The following is a 21,740-nucleotide window of genomic DNA, read 5'->3' as shown; positions in this document are numbered from 1 at the left end:
ATTAAACGAGTTCCCCCTCCTGTGTAAGGGGGGGCTAGGGGAGGTAGAGACATTGGCAAATCTACCCCCACACTGAAGAGCCAAAATAAACAACCCACAATTAAAGGAGGAACACAATCATGAACGTCACACAAACATTTAACCAATCGACACTCGCCATCATAACAGCGTTGACACTGCCAGTCGCAGCCCCCGCCTTCGCGAACGAATTACCAGCGGCCGTCATGGGAAAAGCGTCAGAGGCCTTGGTCACCCTGGCGACAACCGGCAACCCCGATCCATTGCAGGCCGAACTGGGTGGCACCGTGATGTCTTCGGAAGAATTACAAAAGAAAGTCGGCAACCTGCTGAACCTGGAAAAGGAAGAGCACCTGGCCCCCAAAGCCCTCGTCACGCCGACGGGAGAAACCTATGCGATGGTCGCGCCCACGATTACCAAGGATAATTTCATCCTGGTCGATAATCAGGGCCAGGCCAGGCGCATGGACGTCGGCGACTCGGAAGGGCATCACATGCCGTTTGTGGTCCAGACGATTGTGGAAGACGGCGGCACCCCCTGGTACGTCGAATTCTGGCATTGGATTACCGGGTAAAATATCTCTCAGCCAATTAAAGAGTACCAGCCGCCGGGGAGGAAGTCCTTGGCGGCCGGGTTTAATATTTCCATTCAAAAGTATATGACCAATTGAGCGTCCTTATAAAATGAAAATATTCAAGACCTCAAACCCGGTCCGACATGAGGGCGCCGTGGCTGGTTATAGAAAATTCCTGGAAATTTGGGAAAGTCGGAAGGGATGTAAGAGAGGGAAAGGTTCGCTGTAGGAAAAAATATTGTTTTAAGACTGCTTTAGACAGTCGTGTATCGCATCACTTCCACCGAAAGCTTTCGAATAGCTTGGCCTGATCCTTCCGCGAGTCGTTCCATCTCTTTATACACGAAGGGTTCGAAATACTTTTCACCACATTGCTGGCAGATCCCAGCCGGCACGTCCTCTATGATCTTTAAATCCTCATCCCACCAAAAGTCGACGTTTGTGTGTTGTTCCATGACTTTTCCTTTACAGAAGTAACAAGATTTCGGCATAACTTGCGCCCTCACTTCCTGGTTTTCCAATCTAATTCCCAATCAGTGGAATCCGGCTCATACGCGGTAATGATCAGAAGGTCATCCTCTTCAAGATTTCCACACACCACATGAATCGGTCGGCCCTCTTGTGTAACCCCCTTATCAAACAGGAAGGCCCCCTCGGATCTTGAGTATAGTCCTCAATGATCTCGCCCTGGCTGATGGCCTGCTAAATAGTATTGAGTGAAATTCTCCTACGGCGAAGTTTTTCAGTATGGGTAAAAGAAATAACATGTCTCCCGTTTCGGATACGATTACGGATCTCCTCAATATCCATAAATCGGGAACGCTCCCCCTTTCCACAATTTCATCTATAACATCCTAGGTATCCATCGACTACAAGTCAACAAACGTATCTAGGCCGAACCTCTAAACACAATAAATCGAACCGATTAAAAAACTGTGGAGTCAGAAGCCTGGGATGACTGAAGCTGGGGACACCCAATTTCATTTATTTTAAAGGCCAGGCGCATGGACGTCGGCAACTCGGAAGGGCATCACATGCCGTTTGTAGTCCAGACGATTGTAGAAGACGGCGCCCCCCCCTGGTACGTCGAATTCTGGCATTGGATTACCGGGTAAAATATCTCTCAGCCAATTAAAGAGTACCAGCCGCCGGGGAGTATACCCCTGGCGGCTGCTTTCATTCTTCACCTCCAAAAGTACATGCCCGGTTGTGGTGCCTTTTCCAAAATGAAAATATCGTATTGCAAGCCTTGCCCCAGGATCTGACCCCGAATCCCTGAACCCGAATCGTGATTTAAACGAACCCCCTTCTCCTAATCGCTGTGGGGTGTTTTCATAGGGAGAACATGTTCTTGGGTTTTAGGGTACTTCTTTAATTCTTCTTTAGTGGCCCCCTGCACGAGATCCGTCGGTGATGACAAACGTAAGTAACTGCCCATGCCGAAGCGGGTGTTCTTGTCAAAGGTGAGGCCGGCCATCACCGAATCCCCTTTTATTCTGCCTAACGTAGTCCGGGCCTCATCGTGCGATCCGGTATGCACCTCGAAGATGTTGGTTTTCGCCCGTACAGGTGTCATGAGATGTTCAAATATCTGCCGTCGTGGATTACCGACGGCCACGGGCCACACAACAGGAATTAAGACATGGAGTTTGTCCCATTCCTGGGGACCTAACTCTTTTTTCCATTGGCTCATGGCGCTCAATCCCGCTTGTACCTGCAGTTCCACGGCGGATTTCATGGCTTGGGCAACGTAAGGGATTATTTGATGAGAAAACGCACGATAAGACTGTTCATCACCGGAATTATTTTCGATACAGTCCCGTAGATAATGATTCACCATATCCAACATTGTCATGGCTCTGGTCGATGTGGCTTGACCGATATCACTTTTCCCTAAAAGGTCTTTTATGGTTTCCACATGTTTTTTATATTCAATTAGCGGCTCTTCCCACCCCTCGGGTCGATTGGCCACATTGTCAAAGTAGGGGGAGATTAAAAAAAAGACTCCCATCGGGATGTGCGCAAGAATTTTTTCCATCTCATACGTGACGGAGGTCGGCGTGACCGATTCGACGGGACGGTCTCTTCGATACAAGTAATACGTGCTGCCGACCCCCTCTTTTCCCGGCTCATAGTCACTGGCGATGATCAACGGGTAAATATTCTGACCCACATTCCGGATGAAATTTTGATAATTGTTTTTCCTGAACCAATCCATATTACGCATGGCTGTATATGTTTGCTTTGTGAAATGAGCAGCATCCGTCCCAGTATCAGCGGGTTCGGCTCCCTCCCCATCGACAGTAGGCCTCACCCCTTTATAATCGATATACTCCACTTTCTTATCACCCGCGTACGAAACACTGTCCATCAGGAATTTCTTATAATCCTCGTCCTTTTCAAGTTCCAGGAGGGCTTTAAAATATTCTTGATCACCCTCAGGGTAATCCTCTTTCGATTGAGAAAAAGCCGGGATAGGTAATAATAGGGTTTGAATCAACAAGCTGATCCCCAGGATCAAAGCACATAAAAAACCCTTGAACGTCATGAAGTAACGGTGTTGGAAAAATAGATATGATGAACGATTGACGATGAGTGGTCGGCGGTTCTTGTGAAATTTTTGCAACATAGCGAGTTCCCTAATCAAAAAGAATGAAAAAGAATTCCAACGCGATTTTCCCGCCTATTGTTGGGAAATCACCTCCAGTTAGTCAATTGACCGTATCTGGATCTTCCTTAACGAAATTGTCATGCTGAGCAACGCGAAGCATCTGGTTGAGCCATAGCCTGGTTGGGCTGGAATCAGATCCTTCGTTCCTCTCAGGATAACAAGAAGAGACACGGAGCCTTTTAGCGCCTATCCTGAATATGGCCGAAGGGAGAAACCATGGCTGAAGTTTTTCGGCGATCAATAAAAGGAGTATCCTTTGGTCAGCCCCAATTGGTATACACTATTGAACCCGTCTGGATATGCAAGTCATGAACGTGAAATTCCCGGATCAAGCACAATGAAACCTTTTTGTCTGAGAATTCTCTGCTTGTTATTTCTGCTGGTACCTGCGACGGCGGCAATGGGGCAGGAGGTTGACTGGAAGGCGACCGGGGGCGAGGCCGTGGACACCTTGCAGCACTATCTTCGCTTCAACACCACCAACCCGCCGGGTGATGTCACCGAGGCTGCCGGATTCCTTCAGGACATCATCGAGAGAGAGGGGATCACCATCACGCGATATGAAGCTGCACCGGGCAAGATCAATCTTTCTGCCCGGATCAAAGGCACAGGCAAGGCCAAGCCTATTCTGCTGCTCCATCATATGGATGTGGTGCCCGCAGACGCGAGTCGCTGGGATGGCGTCGATCCTTATGGTGGCGAGATGAAAGACGGCTACATTTGGGGCCGGGGCGCGATCGATATGAAAGGCACCGGTGTGCTGCAACTCTACGCCTTTCTGACGCTGGCACGGCAAAATGTCTCTCTCGACCGCGATATCATTTTTATGGCGGTGAACGACGAAGAAATCGGTGGGACGATGGGGACGCGCTATATGCTCGACCACCATTACGACGAACTCGATCCCGAGTATGTCCTCGACGAAGGTGGAGTTGGCAGTCGCGAGATCTTCGTGAAGGATAAGCTCGTCTTCGGAATCTCCGTGGCGGAGAAGCGGGCGTTCTGGCTTCGTCTGACGGCCCACGGCATCGCCGGACACGGCTCACAACCGCATGATCAGAATCCGAATGATAAATTAATGCGCGCGCTCGATCGGCTGTTCAGTCAGCCGTTTCCAACCGTCTCCAATCCGGCATTGGATGCGCTCGTGTCCCAACTCGGCCCGCTTACACCAAACCAGTTCACAAACGCCATCCGGCAAACCACGGTCTCGCTCACCTCGATTCGGTCTGGTGTGGGCGATCCGCCCAAGGCGAATGTGATTCCCTCGCTGGCCGTCGCGACCCTCGACGCCCGGTTGCTGCCGGGCATGGATGCCGAAGCCTTTCTGGCGGAGGTGAAGTCCAGGCTCGGCAATGAGATCGACGTTGAGGTCATTCATCCCGCGAGTCAGTCCATCGTGACGCCGCATGACACCCCGATGTTTCGTTCGCTGTCCAACGCCATCACACGGCACCATCCCGACGCGACCGTCGTGCCGATGATTATCCCTTATGGAACCGATTCGAGGATGTTTCGTCTACGCGGGGCCAAATGCTATGGCATCCTTCCCCTTGTGCTCAGTACTGAACTCGCCACCTCAATTCATGGTGACGCTGAGCGAATCCCCGTCGACCAATTCGAAACGGGAATCCGTATTTATTACGACACCCTGGTTGAAGTCGCAGCCCGCTAGCGCTTCGATTCCTGATCCGAACCCCAGCCCTCTGATCCTTGCAAGCGCTAAGAAACCCTGTTTAAGAAAACCCCATACAGAATCGGGTTCAGCAATCCGACTCCAGGTTATTCTGCATTCCTCTCGCACCGTTCACGCACAGGGCCTAAGGGCACAGGATTTTGAGGCATAGGGATTGGACTCATCCATATAAGGTGCCAAGGCCTGACGAACTTTTGTCCTGGCGCGATGTAACAGCACACGCTGATTGGATTCGGAGACGCCCAGCATCCGGCAGATGTCCTCGGATGTACCCCCCTCTACATCCCGCAGCAGAATTACTTGTCGCTGCATAGCCGGAAGGGTACGAATGACGACATACATCCGCTCGACCATTTCCTTATTCAACAGCTTCCCTTCGGGTGACGCTTCCGTTTGAGAAAAAATGATTCCGGAATAATTTCCAGGGCACCCCTCTCCTCCCGGAGCAGCGGGCAGTTCATCCACCATGTCGTGTCCCCCTTGATCGGCATCGGAAACCTTTTGGGGAAATTCCACGTACCGGCTTTCCCGCACCCCTTGCGTTTTGGCCCGATTGACCAGAATGCGAAAGATCCACGTTTTTAAGGACGAGCGCTCCTCAAAGCGATGAATGCCTTCCAACACCGCCATCCAGGTATCTTGCACGACTTCCTCGGCCACCGCCTCGCTATGCACGAAGGTCAAGGCAACCCGGCGTAATGGTAAATGATAGCGTTCGACCAATTCCTTAAACGCCGTTTCTTCGCCGCGTCGAACGCGTTCCACTAAGGCCGCTTCTGCAGGATCGTCTTCCGCTCGACCTTCGTGACGGTCGTGGCTTTTGAATACCCGGAGTGCCGGGGTCGCGGATTTTCTGAGCCGACCTGACGCGGGTGCACTGAACAGACCATCGATCGATTCTGCTGTAATTGTACTCATGGGACGCTCCTCCATCGAAACCATTTAAGTAAATAAGATCTGCTGAATGAATGACGGACAATTTTTAATGCCACAGCCTTGGGTGATGAGCCGCCGAATCATGCGGACCCCATCCTCTCCCACAAAACTCACCGCTGAACAATCAAGCACCACCTTGGTGCCTTGAGCCAACAGGCCCTGACATTCGGTTTCGACCACGTTGATCCATTCCGATACGATTCGTCCTTCGATTTCCACAGTCGTCGTTCCGTCCTGTGTGGCTTTGACCGTGAGTCGAATCATGGGTCAGGGTTTCCTGTTGCTTGATGTGAACTGTTTCATGCGTGGAAGCTGTTGAAAAAAGCCGCCAACTGCGTTCTCGCCATTTTTCCTTGCTCACGTACTGGAAGTACGCTCCGCGCGAAAAACTGACTGCGGCCTTGCTGGACGAACTTTTTTGAACAGCTCCCCGACCTCAAAACATCCAACATGAATTTGGCCTTTTTCCTCTTGGATGTATTTGTTATTCAACGTTCTCATGAAGGGTATTGAGCAACCATCGGGCCAAAAAAAAACCGGCCACTTAGACAGCATCCAAGTGGCCGGTTTCAATGAGGTTTTTTATTCTTTGCTTGATGAAGGCCTGGTCGGTATTCCCAATATTTTTTCCCAATATGTTGTGACCTTCACAAAATATTGGGAATCTCTCCTATTTTTTTCTTGTAATTCCCAGCTTCTTCATTCGGGCTTCCAAGGTGGTGGGCTTCAACCCCAGCAACTCCGCAGCCCCCTCCTTTCCACTGACCCGCCAACCCGTTTGTTCCAGGATTTCCATGATATGCCGCCGTTCACGCTCCTCCAATGTCATGACAGTTGACACCGACCCGCCTCCCCGCGCCCCCGTCGACAATTCGATGGGTTCCAGGGAAGATCCTTCCGTGAGAATGACGGCCCGTTCAATGACATGCTCCAACTCGCGGATATTCCCGGGCCAGGAATATTGCCGCAACGACGCCATCATCGCTTCCGGAATCCGGTCGATTTTTTTTCCTAAATTCGTGGCGCATTTCCGCACAAAATATTGGGCCAGAAGGGGAATATCCCCTTCCCGCTCACGAAGTGAGGGAAGGTGAATGGGAAACACATTCAGCCGATAATACAGATCGGACCGGTATTGCCCCATTCCGGACAATTGCTCGAGATCCCGGTTGGTGGCGGCGATGACCCGGACGTTGACCTTAAAGGTTTGCGTGCCCCCTACTCGTTCAAACTCTCCCTCTTGGAGGACCCGTAGGAGTTTCGCTTGCAAATCCAAAGGCAGTTCGCCGATTTCGTCCAGAAAAATCGTCCCTTTGTCGGCCAATTCAAACCGTCCGATTTTTTTGGTCAACGCTCCGGTGAATGCGCCCTTCTCATGCCCGAAGAGTTCGCTTTCGATCAACCCGGCAGGAATGGCGGCACAATTGACTTTGACCAGCGGCTTGGACTTGCGAGGACTGAGATTATGAATGGCCCTGGCGATCAACTCCTTGCCGGTTCCGGTCTCGCCCGTCACGAGTACGGTGGAATCGGTGGGAGCCACCCGCTCGACGTTGCGCAAAACTTTTTTCAGAGTCGATGACGATCCAATCACCTCTTCAAAATTGTGCACACTTTGGATTTCCTCCCGCAGATACGTATTCTGCGCTTCAAGCCTGGCCTTTTCCTGTTCCATGAGGACTTTGTCGGTGATATCCAGGAACATGGTGCGGGTATAGGTCCCGCCGGGATCGGGCCTGGACCACCATTGGATCCAAAGGGGTTTCCCCGTGTCCTTGCGGCGCAATTCCAGCACCACCCCGCTGGTATCGGTGCCTTGGCCAATCGCATCAAATGCCTCTTTCATCCGCTTTTGCGCGTCCGGAGTCTCGGGGATAAACGATTTGCCGTACGTCCCTTCCACCTGATCGGGCGTGATGCCCAGGGTCTGCATCGCCACCCGGTTGGCCCGGATAAACCTGGAATCCAGTCCTTCGTTCACATAGGCAATCGGTGCCTCATCGAACAGATCACGCAATTGTTTTTCACTTTCCGCAAGCCTGGCATGGATTTTCTGTCGTTCTAATTCCGCTCCCGCCCTGGCACCGAAGATTCGAAAGAGCGGAAGCAGCCTGGCATCCATCGGCATGGGTTGCACATCCAGCGCGGCCAGGTGCCCCAGCACTTCACCCGCCTGGTTGAGCAACGGAATGGCCAAATAACTTTCTGCGCCCAGATCGGCCAGCCCTTTTTCATGTGGAAACCGTTGTTGAACACGTTCAGGGAAATGGCAGATTTCTCCGGCTAGCACTTGTTGGCAGGGGCTATGCTCCAGATTATATTCAAAGTTTTCAATGAAGGCCTCGCCGTTCCAAAATGCCAGCGTTCTCACTCGTCCGGTATCTGCCATGAGTTGCCCCACAAAGGCGTACCGGACACCCAGCGCCTTTGCCAGGTTGCAAGCCAGTGCCTGGAAAAACTCCCCTCCTGAGGTCGAAGCGGTGCCTTCATCGACGAGCCGCAGAATGGAATCACTTTTTCTGAGGGCTTGGTCCAAGGCCGCCCGTTCAATTTCCGCCACCGCCCGAGCGGCGAAAATACGCATAATAGAAGCCGTATAGTCCCCGTTGGGCATCGGCTTATCATCGAGCACCGCCAAATGCCCGGCCACCTTTCCGGAAGCATTGATGAGGGGAAGGCCGCAATAACTGATGGCTCCCCAGTCTTTAATGACCTGAACTCCGGGGTAACAATCGGCCAAGCCGTCGGCATGATGGACCACCTGAGGAGTCAGAACCACGGCACAGGGACCACCAGCCGGCACCCGGAAAGGAGGGACCAATCCGTTCGGTGACCATCCGGCTTTTGAATAAAAACATCCGTCCACTTGATTGAATTCCGACAGGTAGGCATATTTCACTCCCAGCGCCCTGGCCAACTCTTCGACCAACGTGTCAAAAAATTTCTCTCCCGTCTGCGCCTCCACCCCTTTGATCACTCGGTGAAGCACTTCGTCCTGGAGCACAGGGACGGGACCGAGTGAAGACATCTGAGCGGAAAGGGCCGAAGTAACGGACTCTCCCTCAGAGTAAAATGGAGACGTGGTGTGTACCTCAGCCATGACACCCTCCTCTGAAATGGCAATGCGTGAGAAAAACCTGGCCGGCTTGAGTAGGACCCTACCGGCGCTATTATCTCCAAGGAACCGGGTGAAAGGAAATAGAGTGGTTGCCGGATTATTCCGACAACTTCCCTAACATTCCCCTGACCGACTTCTCCTGGGACCCTGTCATTCGGTTCCGGAACCGGTCAAGGAAAATTGCACGGCATGGAGGAATTTTCCGGAGGTTGATCCCCCTATCATCCTGGCCGGATACCTGGGACAGTTTACGGTTTTCTCGTGATACACTAAAATTATGGGATGGAGCAGGTAAACTCGACTATACTTGATGTACCACTCAATGACCTCTTCTCCAGCAGACCTGTTTAGCGACCAACCCTTCATCCGCCTTTGTGACACATTGCCAACATCTCAGAACATGTTTCAGATTTCGGAGCCTGGAAACATCCCGCGATCGGACCGGGAATTTTGCCGTGACCTGATGATCTGGACCCGGAACGGACATGTCCTGCAAACTCTCCAGCGATAACCCGTCAGGCATCTGTTCATAGGGAACCCCATCCATGTCCAACAGCACATCTCACCTGACCACCGAAGAAGAACGCTTAGAAGAATCCAAAAAGCGGACGGTACATTGGAAACGGTGGGGACCCTATCTGAGTGAACGGCAATGGGGCACGGTCCGTGAGGATTACAGTCCGAATGGCGAAGCCTGGGGGGATTTCCCCCATGACCAGGCCCGCTCACGCGCCTATCGGTGGGGAGAGGATGGCATCGGCGGCATCTGCGATCGCCACCAGCGGATTTGCTTTGCCCTGGCCCTCTGGAACGGGAAAGATCCGATTCTGAAGGAACGCTTGTTTGGCTTGACCGGGAACGAAGGCAACCACGGGGAAGACGTCAAAGAGTATTACTTTTACCTGGACTCCACACCGACGCATTCCTACATGAAGTTTTTGTATAAATATCCCCAACACCCCTTTCCCTATGCCCAATTGATCGAAGAAAACCGGAAGCGGGGTAAACAGGATTGGGAATATGAGTTGATGGACACGGGTGTGTTTGATGACAACCGGTATTTCGACGTGTTTCTCGAATATGCCAAAGCGACGCACGAGGACATCCTGATCCGGATTACCGCCCATAACCGGGGGCCTGATTTTGCGGAACTTCATGTCTTGCCGACCATCTGGTTTCGCAACACCTGGTCCTGGACGCCGCATGCTCCACGTCCCACTCTCAATCGGGATGAAGACCTTGGCGATGCGCAGGCCATCCACCTGGATCATGAACAATACGGGTCGCGATGGTTGTTATGCGAAGGCACTCCGGACATGCTCTTTACCGAAAATGACACCAACACGCAACGGCTCTATGGAGTGCCCAACGCCGGCCCCTATGTCAAAGACGGGATCAATGACTATATCGTCACCGGCGCACCAGGGACCGTAAATCCCGCACAAGTGGGAACGAAGGCTGCGGTCCATTATCACCCGTTGATTCCCCCCGGACAAAGCATCACTTACCGACTGCGATTGACCAACCTCCCTCCGACCGAAGGCCAGTTGGGGGAAGAGTTCGAAACCATTTTCCCCGCGCGCCAACAGGAGGCGGACGAATTTTTTGCCAAACGCCTCGGAACGTGCCATTCCGCCGATGCCCAAAATGTTCAGCGTCAGGCATTTGCGGGAATGCTGTGGAGCAAACAGTTTTATCATTTTGACGTGCGCACCTGGCTGGCCGGCGACCCCACAGGACCGCCGCCGCCCGCAGGGCGAAAAAATGGCCGGAACACGGATTGGAAGCACCTCTATAATGAAGACATCATTTCCATGCCCGACAAATGGGAATATCCGTGGTTTGCGGCCTGGGACCTTGCCTTTCATTGCGTGCCATTAGCCCTGGTGGACCCGGACTTCGCAAAAGATCAGCTTCGGCTATTGGTCAGAGAATGGTACATGCATCCCAACGGGCAAATTCCGGCGTATGAGTGGGCGTTCGGCGATGTAAATCCCCCCGTCCACGCCTGGGCCACCTGGCGGGTGTATAAAATTGAAAAACGCATCAGGGGCAAAGCCGACCGGGTGTGGTTGGCCAAGATTTTCCACAAACTCCTCCTGAATTTTACCTGGTGGGTGAACCGGAAAGATGCCGATGGCCGAAACATTTTTCAGGGAGGGTTTCTCGGACTGGATAACATCGGCCTCTTCGACCGGTCCGCGCCGCTTCCAACCGGCGGATATATCGATCAATCCGACGGCACCAGTTGGATGGGCATGTACTGTTTAAATATGCTGGCCATTGCCCTGGAACTGGCACGACACGATCCGGCCTATGGCGATGTGGCCAGCAAATTTTTTGAACATTTTGTCTACATCTCGCATGCCATCAATCACATCGGCGAGGGCAATCACGAAGCCTCCCTATGGGATGAGACCGACGGATTCTATTATGACATGTTGCATTTCCCGGGCGGCCATTCTCAACAAATAAAGGTCCGGTCCATGGTGGGACTCATCCCGCTCTTTGCCGTTGAGACGTTGGAACCGGAAGTGGTGGATGCCTTGCCGGGCTTTAAACGGCGCCTGTTGTGGTTTATCGAAAACCGCCCGGAATTCCGGCGCCATGTCTGCTCAACCAGCCTGCCGGATGGAAGTGTTCGCCGGATGCTCTCCATTGTGGATCAAGAACAACTCCCGCGCGTCATGAAGTACATGCTGGATGAAGAGGAATTCCTCTCCACATATGGCGTTCGAGCCTTATCCAAATATCATCAAGACCATCCCTATGTGCTCCATGTGAATGGACATGAACATCGCGTGGATTATGAACCGGCAGAATCCAGGACCGGCTTATTCGGCGGCAACTCCAATTGGAGAGGACCGGTTTGGTTCCCGGTGAATTTTCTGATCATCGAATCGTTACAAAAATTCCATCATTTCTTTGGTGATCATCTCACCGTGGACTGCCCGACCGGCTCAGGATCGCAACAGACACTGTGGCAAGTCGCGGCGGAAATTTCCCATCGCCTCAATCGTCTCTTCCTGCGTGATCCTTCGGGCCATCGACCGATCTTCGGTGGAGTCGCCAGGTTTCAACAGGATCCGCATTGGCGGGACTACCTGTTATTCCATGAATATTTTCACGGGGACAACGGGGCGGGATTGGGCGCCAGCCACCAAACGGGCTGGACCGGACTTGTCACCAAACTGTTGGAACAAGCAGGAGAATAGGATCATGCCTTCCACGACAAAGCCCTCAGATCGCAGGCCAACCCTGTCCATGAGCGCACCAATCTGGCCACAGGTCGTGGATTTTGGAAGGGAGATTTGTGGTGATGTGTGGCTGTCCGAACGACGGGAATGGGTCGTCACTAACGGCATCGGAGGGTTCGCCTCCGGCACCGTGGCGGGTTCCCTGACCCGACGGTATCACGGCCTGCTCATCGCCGCCCTCAAGCCACCCCTCGGACGCACCTTGTTGGTCAGCAAACTGGAAGAAACCGTGGAGTACCAGGAAAAGATCGTTCAGCTCTCCACCAATCATTGGCATAGCGGGACCGTGTCGCCAATGGGATTTGTATGGCTGGAACGCTTCCGCCTGGAAGGCACGACACCGGTCTGGACGTTTGCCATCGGCAATGCATTAGTCGAAAAGCGCCTATGGATGGAACCCGGTGAGAATACCACGTATGTGAAGTACTCCTTCACCAGAGGATCGCTTCCAATTCGTCTCAATCTGCGGGCTTTCATCAATCACCGGGACTACCATAGCATCACGCTGGACACTCTCCCGGAATTTTCAACCACTCCCATCCCGCATGGACTCCAGATTCTACCCACAGAAGGTTCTCCGTTTATCCTATCCGCATCGGGAGGATCGGTTGAAGCCGCCAATTTGTGGTACCACGATTACGATCTGCCGCTCGAACGCGAACGGGGACTTCCCGATCGCGAACATCATCTGCACATCGGCACGTGGACCCTCGACTTGAAACCGGGCGAAGAGATGACCTGGATGGCCAGCACCCGTCCTAAGCCGTCCAGGCCCGCCGCTTCGTGTTTCGAATCCCGCCGACGTCATGAAATGGCATTGCTCCAATCCGAGTCCACGACAAAACAGCCACACCCGAATTGGCCGGACTGGATCCAACAGCTCACACTGGCCGCCGATCAATTCATCGCCTCACGCCCCCTGACCCCTCACGACAGCGGGCATACGATCATTGCCGGGTATCACTGGTTTGGAGATTGGGGCCGGGACACGATGATCAGCCTACCGGGACTCACCCTGACCACCAGGCGCGTTGACATCGCTCGCAGCATCCTGTCGACCTTCGCGCAATATGCCAACCAAGGCATGCTGCCCAATCGTTTCCCCGACGCAGGGGAAGAACCCGAATACAACACCGTTGATGCCACGCTCTGGTATATCGAGGCCGTCCGCCAATATGTGGACGCCACCGATGACCGCGCCTTTCTCAAAACGATCTTTCCCGCGCTGGTCGAGATGCTGGCGTGGTATCGCAAGGGCACCAGGTTTGGAATCGGTATGGATCCGGCCGATCACTTACTTTATGCCGGAGAGCCCGGCGTGCAGCTCACCTGGATGGACGCCAAGATCGGAGACTGGGTCGTGACTCCGCGGATCGGCAAACCGGTCGAAATCAATGCGCTGTGGTACCAAGCCTGGCTCACCCTGAGCCAATTGGCCAGGACCATGAAAGCGCCGCACGAGGAATTTCTACAAACAGCCAGGGCCATCCACACATCCTTTCAACGGTTCTGGAACGAACCAGTACACCGGTGTTATGACGTGCTGGACGGACCGCATGGACATGATCCAGCCCCACGACCCAATCAATTGTTCGCCGTTTCGTTACCCAACAGTCCGCTCACCTACAAACAGCAACATGCTGTCGTGGATTATTGCGCTCAACATCTTTACACCTCTTACGGGTTACGCAGCCTGGGGCAGGACAATCCGCAATATGTAGGACAATATGAAGGTGATATCCGGCAGAGGGATGGCGCCTATCATCAAGGCACCGTCTGGGGCTGGCTACTCGGTCCTTTTGTGCTGGCACACTTCCGGGTCTATCGCAATCCCGAAGCTGCGCTGTCGTATCTTGCACCAATGGCTCATCATCTCAACGATTACGGACTGGGAACGCTGGGGGAAATCTTTGACGGGCAACCGCCATTCGCTCCACGTGGCTGTATCGCCCAGGCCTGGACCGTGGCCGAAGTCCTCCGCGCCTGGCATCTCATTCACGCGTCCACCAACAAGCATAGAACAGAAAACCACAGGCCTACATAATAAAACGATTTTGATATCCGGCTATTCTTCATTATAGTTGCCATTCTGATCCCACGGAGACTTGCCTCCTCGATCATTCCTCCTAGGAAGGTCATTCTGAGCCAGAGGCGAAGAATCTGTGACCGGCCTGAAGATGCCACGGCTTAGCAAGATCTTCCGTGTCCCCATGTCGTCTCCCGCCCGCCTTGTCATGCTGAGGCCACGACGAAGAATCTGGCCCACCCTGAAGATATCAAGACTCAGCGAGATCCTTCTATTTCCGCAAATGCCCCTTTCACGAATAGTGTTCCCTCCCACATTCAACCTCAAATGTTCCCCAATTAATCGGGACTTATAGGATTTGAAGATAATAGGTGTTTTATCTATAGTGTTGTACACAACCGGCAGGAGGCACCGTCATGTTGCCGGTGCCATCTCGCTGGATCGCGATGGACCAAATGCAGGACGGACGGCCCGCAGCCAACGCACTCACGGTCGATTCACCACACACCGGCAATAGTTTTGTTCAGCCGCCTCTCCTGAGCCACAAGGTAGTCCTATTCCTCAAGACCATGCAGCCGGTGGCCTTGGCGGCCAGGAGCCCGACGCTCCAGCTTTCTTCGTCCCTCATCAGTCCACCTCATAAGGTTGGCGTTCCCATAGCCAACACTCCGTGGCCGGATATCAAGAAAAAGAGTGGGTCATCCGTTACGATCATTAAAAATGAGTACGCTGGTGCGGACCTGTTGGGCGAGAATAGCCCTTCCTTTTTCTACTCCTTTTTTCCGGCTTGCATCTGTTGGCAGGCACCTGCGGCTGACGTATTCGCGGTCGAGGCCGTGGCGGATAGATAGATTATCAAAATCTCTTGAGTTCATTCCGGGATTCGCGACGGCCCTCATCCTACATGGCCGTTGATGTATGGGCCAATCGGAACAATCCGCCGGTCTGCTCCCGGCTCATTGGTACATTCCTTAGAAGTGGACGAGTCAAGTACTGATAGGACACCGACTATTTCACACAGCTCGCCAGGAGCAAATCTGGAAGAAAGGGTCGGCTTGTTCGGCAATTGAATCAGTGAGGGCGTAATACATCAATAACACTCTCAGCTATAGGTTCCAATGTGGCGCAGCAGAAGGAATCAGCGGGGTTAACGGTACACAACTTTTTCCTGGCACTCGTAAAGACCAAGGAAGACAGTTCGCAGCTCCATGAACCTGAATCCTACACAAATTGGTGCACCCGCTTTGCCTGGGAACGTCTCACCGTGCTCTATCTTTTGGGTTTGGTCGCCAACCCTGCGTTCATTGTGGCCGACGTCCTCCTCCATCGAGAACATCTCAATGCTATCCTCGATATACGCACGATTTTGGAGTTAGGGCTCCTCGTATGCCTTCTGCTGGTGAGGTACCAACCTGCTGCAATCCCGCCACATGTGTTCTTAATACTTTGGGTATTGATTGGCAATCTGTGTATCGTCCAGATGACCGTCGTGCTTGGCGGATTCACAGCCCAGTATTACAACGGGCTCAATCTCGTGTTCCTGGCTGCAGCGGTCATTGTCCCGGTGTCCTGGCCAAGTCATCTCATCGCTCAAGCCGGAACGCTCGTGGCGTATTACGGACTGAACTTTCTCAAGACTTCTGTGACGGCTGATATCGATGCAGCCATTGAGAACTCGTTTTTCCTCGTATGGACCTGTGTCGCCTTACTCTTCTCGGTTTCCCTTTACGAGCGACTGCAGCGGGCCGAATTTCAAGCACGGCTCTTCGAGCGCAAGGCAAGGGTTGAATTGGAGACCTCTAATCAAAAACTTCTCGAACTGGATCGATTGAAAAGTGAGTTTTTCGCCAATATCAGCCATGAAATTCGCACGCCGCTCACTCTGGCGGTGGGTGCATTTAAGACTCTCTTGAAATCTGCACTAGGCGCAGAAGCCAAAGAGGTAGTCCAGACCGGCTTACGGAATGCATCAAGACTCTTGTTTCTCATCAATGAGTTGCTGGATCTGGCTAAATTCGACAGCGGTCGCACCACTCCAAACAAACGGTGTATGGATTTCGCTGGGCTCGTGAGCAGTGTGGTGATGAACTTCGATTCCAGCCCGACTCGTCGTATCCATGTGAAAGGCCTCATGCAACCGGTGGCCTTGGAGGCCGATCCACTCCAAATGAAAAAGGTTCTGTATAACCTGCTCTCCAACGCCTTCAAGTTCAGCGATCCCCATGAAGGCCAGGTCTGGATTCGTCTCTCCACCAAGGAACATTTCATTGAACTGGAGGTTGAAGACAACGGCATCGGCATTCCACCCGATCAATTAGGGCGAATCTTCGACCGATTCACTCAAGTGGAAAGCAGTGCCACGAGGCGGTATGAAGGCAGCGGGATCGGATTGGCCCTGGTGAAGGAAATCGTCATGCTGCATGGGGGAACCATTGCGGTGGAAAGCGACCCCGGCCGTGGTTCCGTATTTACCATCACGTTGCCTCGCGGGAATGTGACCGCTGACCAGATGCTTGCCATTCAAGATGACGAGGAGGACCGGGACATTCTTCCCAGGCCAGCCGAAGACGAACAGAAAGACGATGAGTCCTTCCTTTCCCCCGCTGAAAAAAAGGACGCCCCATTGGTGTTGGTGGTCGACGACAATGCCGATATGCGAGGGTACGTCAAAAAAATATTGCACAGACAATATCAGATCATGGTAGCCAGGGACGGGGCGGAAGCTCTGGAGATAGCTCAACACTTGCGCCCGGCATTGATCCTGACGGATGTCATGATGCCGAAAATGAGCGGACAGGACCTTTTGAAAGCCGTTCGAGTCGATAAGACTCTTCGATCGACCCCCGTGATTTTCTTAACAGCCCGCGCTGGGACCGAAGCACGTATTGAAAGTCTGGAAGCAGGAGCCGACGATTATCTGTCCAAACCCTTCGACGAACCGGAACTCCTGGCTCGCGTCGGCAACCTGATTCGAGCACGCGCACAAGAACAGGAACTCGTGCAATTACAGAAAGAAAAATTAGCCAGGTTCTTACCCCAAAATCTGGCCGACATGATCATGTCGGGTGACCACGAGGATTTCCTGAAAGGGCATCGCAGCAAAATCACCGTGCTCTTTATCGATCTTCGAGGATTCACACCCTTTACTGAAACGGTGGCTCCCGAAGAGGTGATGGCCGTCCTCCGTGAATACCAGGCGGCGATGGGTTACCTGATCTCGGAATATGGCGGAACGCTTGAGCGATTTGCCGGCGACGGCATCATGGTCTATTTTAACGACCCGCAGCCCTGTCCCAATCACGCCGAACAAGCGGTGCGCATGGCAATCGCCATGCGACAAGAAGTCCTTTCTTTAGAAGAGCAATGGAAGAAACGCGGCATTCCCCTCGGAATAGGCATCGGTATTGCGACCGGATATGCGACGATCGGTGCGATAGGATTTGAAGGACGAACGGACTATGCCGCGATCGGCCCTGTCACCAATCTGGCATCCAGACTCTGCAACGAAGCCCAACACGGCCAAATCCTGGTCCCGGAACAGATCGCCTTCCTTCTCGGAAATCTGGTCTCGACCGAACCGGTCGGGGAACTCGCACTGAAAGGCATTCAAAAGCCTCTTTCCGTCTATCAAGTGATCGGATTAAACACCTGACCGTATGATCTGGCGATTGAGGAATATGGCCGGCGCAGTCCGGAGATGTTTGAAGATGGAGGGGCCGGTTAACGCCGGGAGTAATCTTTGACGGCCAACCACCGTATGCTCTACGTGTCCCCCAAGTCTGGACCGTGTCCGAAGTCATACACGTCCCCCAATTGTTCCCGAACCCCATTGTCATTCTGAGGCCACGCCGAAGAATCTGAGCCCAGCCAAAAGACTCCACAATTCCCCGAGATCCTCAGATTCCTTTAGGCAGTCCCCCCACTCGCCTTGTCATTCTGAAGCCACGCCGAAGAATTTATGCCCAGCCTGAAGATGCCTTTGTTTTCCAAAACCTCTTCTCCGTCATCCCGACATTTGATTTGGGACCCATCTATTGAATTTACCATTCCTACTCGCCTTTGCCGGGAATTTCCTTATCCCTAATACTGTATTTCCACACCTCATCACCTCAGAGTTGCACGTGATCAAGAAACTTTGACACGGCACTGACCGCTTCTCGAAGTTCCTGCATGTTCCCGGACTGATCATGATAGATCCAGATTTTCGCTTGCAGACGGTGCAGGAGCCCGAGCACCCGGTCTGACCGACTTTTACTCAGAGACCAGACCACCGCCGTGAGCACCGGAAACTCAATATCATCCGGTGAGGCCATCGTATCCACCGCTTCTGCCAGATACTCCACCATCGGCTCAAACGCAGCCCGGTTTCCCGTTGTGCCATAAATCCGGCCAATCCCTCTGACGGCGGACGCCTGAATCATAGGCAACTGGTTCCGGTCCTGAAACAAGGCCACAAGATGCGGCAACCCTTCCTCTCCCGCGGATGCCAGGGCCTCAACCGCTTCCACCGGAAAATGCTGCCGTTGAATAACAGTCAGCAGGTTAGGAAGAAATGTAGAGGTGGAAAAACCTGCCAACTGTTGGACAATGAGTTGTTGTTGAGCCGGTGGGGTGTCAGGATCCAACAGGAGCGTGGCTAACCGTGAGGCATGTCCCCAATCAGCCATGGCCAGCAACGGAAACTCCGATCGTGCCACCTCTTGAAGCAGCGAGACAAAGGCAGCACTCTCTTCAAAGGCTTCCCCGGACTCACGGAACCCGAGCTTCTCATCAGAAGAAGGACCCCGTACCTCCGTGAGCCAACCCAGGTCTACACCATTCAAATGATATCGGAACCGGCAGGCCGGACCATTCCATAGACGATCAGGGGCCTCCTCCAATTCCGCATCCCCACCCCCGGGTGTGGTTCCCACAAACCGTTTCCGCTCCTCACAAAACACGCGAAACTCTACATCATGCGAAGCTGAGGAATCGCTCACGACCGAAAATCCCAGTTCTTGAAATCGCTTGGCAACCAGAGTATGCAATGCCTCCGACTGAACGAGTCCCTCCTCCGTCCTGACGCTGGAAGTAAGAAGAAGGATATGGATCTGAGCTAACTGCGAGATCTGTTCAGAGGAAAGATGCACCCGCCGGGCCATTCCGTCGGAAGGTCCGGTGACGAAGACCAGCACAAACAGGCAAACGAGCACTCGACGCATAGACGCTCTACTGGAGAAAGGTTGGCGGGGTGAGAACCCCAGGCTTACACCATCTTCGTTCCAGGGGAACCGGCTTATCCGGCACACACACCGCCGCCTCCCCGTTGACCGGAGGCAACAATCGGATGACCATATATTCGGACATTCCCGGACAATCAGCCTGGGCGCCAAACGGACAACCGCCACAATACGTTTTCTCTACAGCTCCTCCCATTGGGACAGATGCGTGTTCTGCGCATGCGATTGCTTCATGCCGATTTCCCTCCCGAAGTCAGAGTGCAAGAGATAGGCCGGTTTGCCGGCCACAAGAAATATCGCGGCACAGACCATACGCACAACCCGCATTTCAACTGAGGTGAAATCAACCCGGGAGATGATCTGCACCTCGTTCTCACTGCCAAACCTCAAGTCCCTGGCCTCATTTCTAATTATTGTAAACTCTCCTTTCCGGCTTTAAATCAGCGTCTAAAAACCCGGCTTTCAAAAATCGAATCCAGAAAGAAGTCACGCCGATGACAAACCGGGACCACACTCCACCCTCGAAAATCCGTTAGCAAGCTTCATTGATCTCATGAATTTTCAAGGTTTCAATCTCGCAGATGACCCCATGGCCGACACAAAAATTGAGCAACGCCTGAGTTTCCCGCCGGCAGAAAATCTCGTTTAAAAATCATCCCCAACCAAAGGCCTCAAACGATCCTCCCCGTCACGAAAATAATTCCCCCCAATCTTGTTTTTTTGAGACAGAGGCAAGGTATCTGTGCCCAGGTCGAAAGACCCCACAGCTCAGCGAGATCTTTTTATCCCCCAGTCGTTTCTCATTCAAGTTGTCATTCTGAGGCCACGCCGAAGAATCTGTGCCCAGCCCGTAGCCCCCACAGTTCAGCGAGATCCTTCGGTGCTCCCAGGATCTCATGCTCGCTCAGGACAAATGCGTTTCTTTCATCGCTCACAATTGGCAAAGATTCCTCCTCCGTCATCCCCGGCATTGGTTGTCGGATATCGATCTCAAATATTAATTAATTTTGTGAGCCTTTAGCCTGGTCATTCTTGTTTGCTTCTGGCAAGATTCTTCTTAGTCTTGTAGTTCGTTACTTCCCTCAATTCAGTCATTAATCAAGATTTTCTGCAGATAAGACTAACTATTCGTTTTATAAATTAACTCAGTTTAGGAAAACTTATGTCATTAAGGTGGGAAGATATAAAGTCATTCAATAATTCTCAAAATAATGCCGTTGAAGAGTTGGTGTGCCAGTTAGCAAGGGAAGAGGATATTGAAGGAAAAAAGAATTCTATCGTGTTGCTGCGCCTGACGGAGGGGTAGAAGCTGATTGCATTTTGGAAAATGGGGAGGAGTATGGTTGGCAAGCCAAATATTTTTCATCCATGGGGAATCCTCAGTGGAGTCAATTAAAGAAATCTTTTGAGTCTGCCTTAAAAACACACCCTAATCTTAAAAAATACTTCGTTTGCATTCCATTGGACAGACAAGATCCAGCGAACCCCACGAAAAAGTCGTTCATGGATCAATGGAAGAAAAAGGTACATTTACGGACTGAGTTCAATTCTGGTGAGCTGGAGCGAGAGGCAACCGTTGCAAAAAATTCAGCAATTGCAGCCGACGGAAAGACCGGCCACAAAAGAAGAGTGTGAAAACCATTCAAGATTGTTTCGGACGAAGTGTGAGGCTCACGAATGAGCGTGTGGCCCACATTCTTCAACCAAAAAAATGGCCGACAGGGGGACAGAAATTGAACGCGTTCCTTCAGCTTCGGCCGAAGTTCGGCCCTCTCGATCGGAAGCCTCTGTCAATTATTTTACGAATTTTATGCCAAGACACGAGTGCGTGGGAAATGGCTCTGTGTCGTGGTAAAGTCTGGCACAGACGATGCGTTTGTTGTGACGGCTTATTATAAAACCGAACAACTCAACGACGGAGCAACCATATGGCCGAAAAAGTAAAAGTGTGGTTCGATCCGGAAGGGGACTTTTTGGAAGTCCAATTTAAAGACTGCCCCGGATTTCTGCGTCCTACCGGTCATGAGGCGGTCATGGAGCGCGTCGATGAACAAGGCCATGTATTGGGATTTAGCGTTTTTGGTGTCAGCCGTTTTCAAAAAGATCATCCCCTGGAAGCTGAACTCGTCACGGACAGATAACCGGACCAGGGGAATTCATTAATCCTGTTGTCACTTTGGACCCTGCCTTTCTCCCCTCAAAGCTGTTATCTGCACTAAAGGTT

14 protein-coding genes and 1 pseudogene are annotated in these 21,740 nt (G+C 52.5%); 8 read left to right on the top strand and 7 right to left on the bottom strand.

From position 1 onward, the window contains the following. Window positions 1–119 precede the first annotated feature (119 nt). Window positions 120–593: a hypothetical protein gene (locus H6750_18720; protein ID MCB9776340.1), complete on the top strand. Its 474-nt coding sequence runs from the start codon at window positions 120–122 to the stop codon at window positions 591–593. A 254-nt stretch (window positions 594–847) separates the two neighbouring features. On the opposite strand, the gene H6750_18715 is transcribed toward H6750_18720, so the two are convergent. Both H6750_18715 and H6750_18710 read right to left on the bottom strand, forming a co-directional pair. Next, window positions 848–1,048, bottom strand: a complete 201-nt coding sequence (locus H6750_18715; protein ID MCB9776339.1) for a YgiT-type zinc finger protein — start codon at window positions 1,046–1,048, stop codon at window positions 848–850. Window positions 1,049–1,905: 857 nt separating this feature from the next. Then, on the bottom strand, window positions 1,906–3,222 hold the full coding sequence (locus H6750_18710; protein ID MCB9776338.1) for a hypothetical protein: 1,317 nt from the start codon (window positions 3,220–3,222) through the stop codon (window positions 1,906–1,908). A 379-nt stretch (window positions 3,223–3,601) separates the two neighbouring features. Here H6750_18710 and H6750_18705 point away from each other — a divergent pair, with 379 nt between their 5' ends. Further along, window positions 3,602–4,939: a M20/M25/M40 family metallo-hydrolase gene (locus H6750_18705; GenBank protein ID MCB9776337.1), complete on the top strand. Its 1,338-nt coding sequence runs from the start codon at window positions 3,602–3,604 to the stop codon at window positions 4,937–4,939. Window positions 4,940–5,071: 132 nt separating this feature from the next. Here the strand turns inward: H6750_18705 and H6750_18700 are convergent, their stop codons facing one another. The 3 genes from H6750_18700 to H6750_18690 form a co-directional block, all read right to left on the bottom strand. Further along, window positions 5,072–5,878 carry a sigma-70 family RNA polymerase sigma factor gene (locus tag H6750_18700; GenBank protein ID MCB9776336.1) on the bottom strand — a complete coding sequence of 269 codons (807 nt, stop codon included), beginning with the start codon at window positions 5,876–5,878 and terminating at the stop codon, window positions 5,072–5,074. A 24-nt stretch (window positions 5,879–5,902) separates the two neighbouring features. Continuing rightward, on the bottom strand, window positions 5,903–6,160 hold the full coding sequence (locus H6750_18695) for an STAS domain-containing protein (GenBank protein MCB9776335.1): 258 nt from the start codon (window positions 6,158–6,160) through the stop codon (window positions 5,903–5,905). A 406-nt stretch (window positions 6,161–6,566) separates the two neighbouring features. Further along, on the bottom strand, window positions 6,567–8,996 hold the full coding sequence (locus H6750_18690) for a sigma 54-interacting transcriptional regulator (protein MCB9776334.1): 2,430 nt from the start codon (window positions 8,994–8,996) through the stop codon (window positions 6,567–6,569). Between the two features lie 563 nt (window positions 8,997–9,559). Between H6750_18690 and H6750_18685 the strand changes: the two genes are divergently transcribed. From H6750_18685 to H6750_18670, 4 genes are all read left to right on the top strand, one after another. Further along, window positions 9,560–12,229, top strand: a complete 2,670-nt coding sequence (locus H6750_18685; protein ID MCB9776333.1) for a glucosidase — start codon at window positions 9,560–9,562, stop codon at window positions 12,227–12,229. A gap of 49 nt (window positions 12,230–12,278) precedes the next feature. Continuing rightward, entirely contained in the window at window positions 12,279–14,315 is a 2,037-nt protein-coding gene (locus H6750_18680) for a glycogen debranching enzyme family protein (GenBank protein MCB9776332.1), read from the top strand. A 398-nt stretch (window positions 14,316–14,713) separates the two neighbouring features. Then, window positions 14,714–15,148 (top strand): hypothetical protein, encoded by a 435-nt coding sequence (locus tag H6750_18675; protein MCB9776331.1) that lies wholly within the window; start codon window positions 14,714–14,716, stop codon window positions 15,146–15,148. 269 nt (window positions 15,149–15,417) lie between these two features. After that, complete coding sequence (locus H6750_18670; GenBank protein MCB9776330.1) at window positions 15,418–17,949, top strand: response regulator; 2,532 nt, start codon at window positions 15,418–15,420, stop codon at window positions 17,947–17,949. A gap of 457 nt (window positions 17,950–18,406) precedes the next feature. Here H6750_18670 and H6750_18665 read toward each other — a convergent pair whose 3' ends face one another. Further along, window positions 18,407–19,498, bottom strand: coding sequence for a hypothetical protein (locus H6750_18665; protein MCB9776329.1), 1,092 nt, complete (start codon window positions 19,496–19,498; stop codon window positions 18,407–18,409). Window positions 19,499–19,505: 7 nt separating this feature from the next. Beyond that, window positions 19,506–19,882, bottom strand: a pseudogene (locus tag H6750_18660) (tRNA-binding protein). 954 nt (window positions 19,883–20,836) lie between these two features. On the opposite strand from H6750_18660, the gene H6750_18655 reads away from it, so the two are divergent. Next, complete coding sequence (locus H6750_18655; GenBank protein MCB9776328.1) at window positions 20,837–21,151, top strand: hypothetical protein; 315 nt, start codon at window positions 20,837–20,839, stop codon at window positions 21,149–21,151. 293 nt (window positions 21,152–21,444) lie between these two features. Then, on the top strand, window positions 21,445–21,657 hold the full coding sequence (locus H6750_18650) for a DUF2283 domain-containing protein (protein MCB9776327.1): 213 nt from the start codon (window positions 21,445–21,447) through the stop codon (window positions 21,655–21,657). The last annotated feature ends 83 nt before the right edge of the window (window positions 21,658–21,740 follow it).

It is taken from the genome of Nitrospiraceae bacterium, from assembly GCA_020632595.1.
Taxonomy (GTDB): domain Bacteria; phylum Nitrospirota; class Nitrospiria; order Nitrospirales; family UBA8639; genus Nitrospira_E.
The sequence above is the reverse complement of the archived record's forward strand: the minus strand, read 5'-3'. Positions and strand labels throughout refer to the sequence as shown.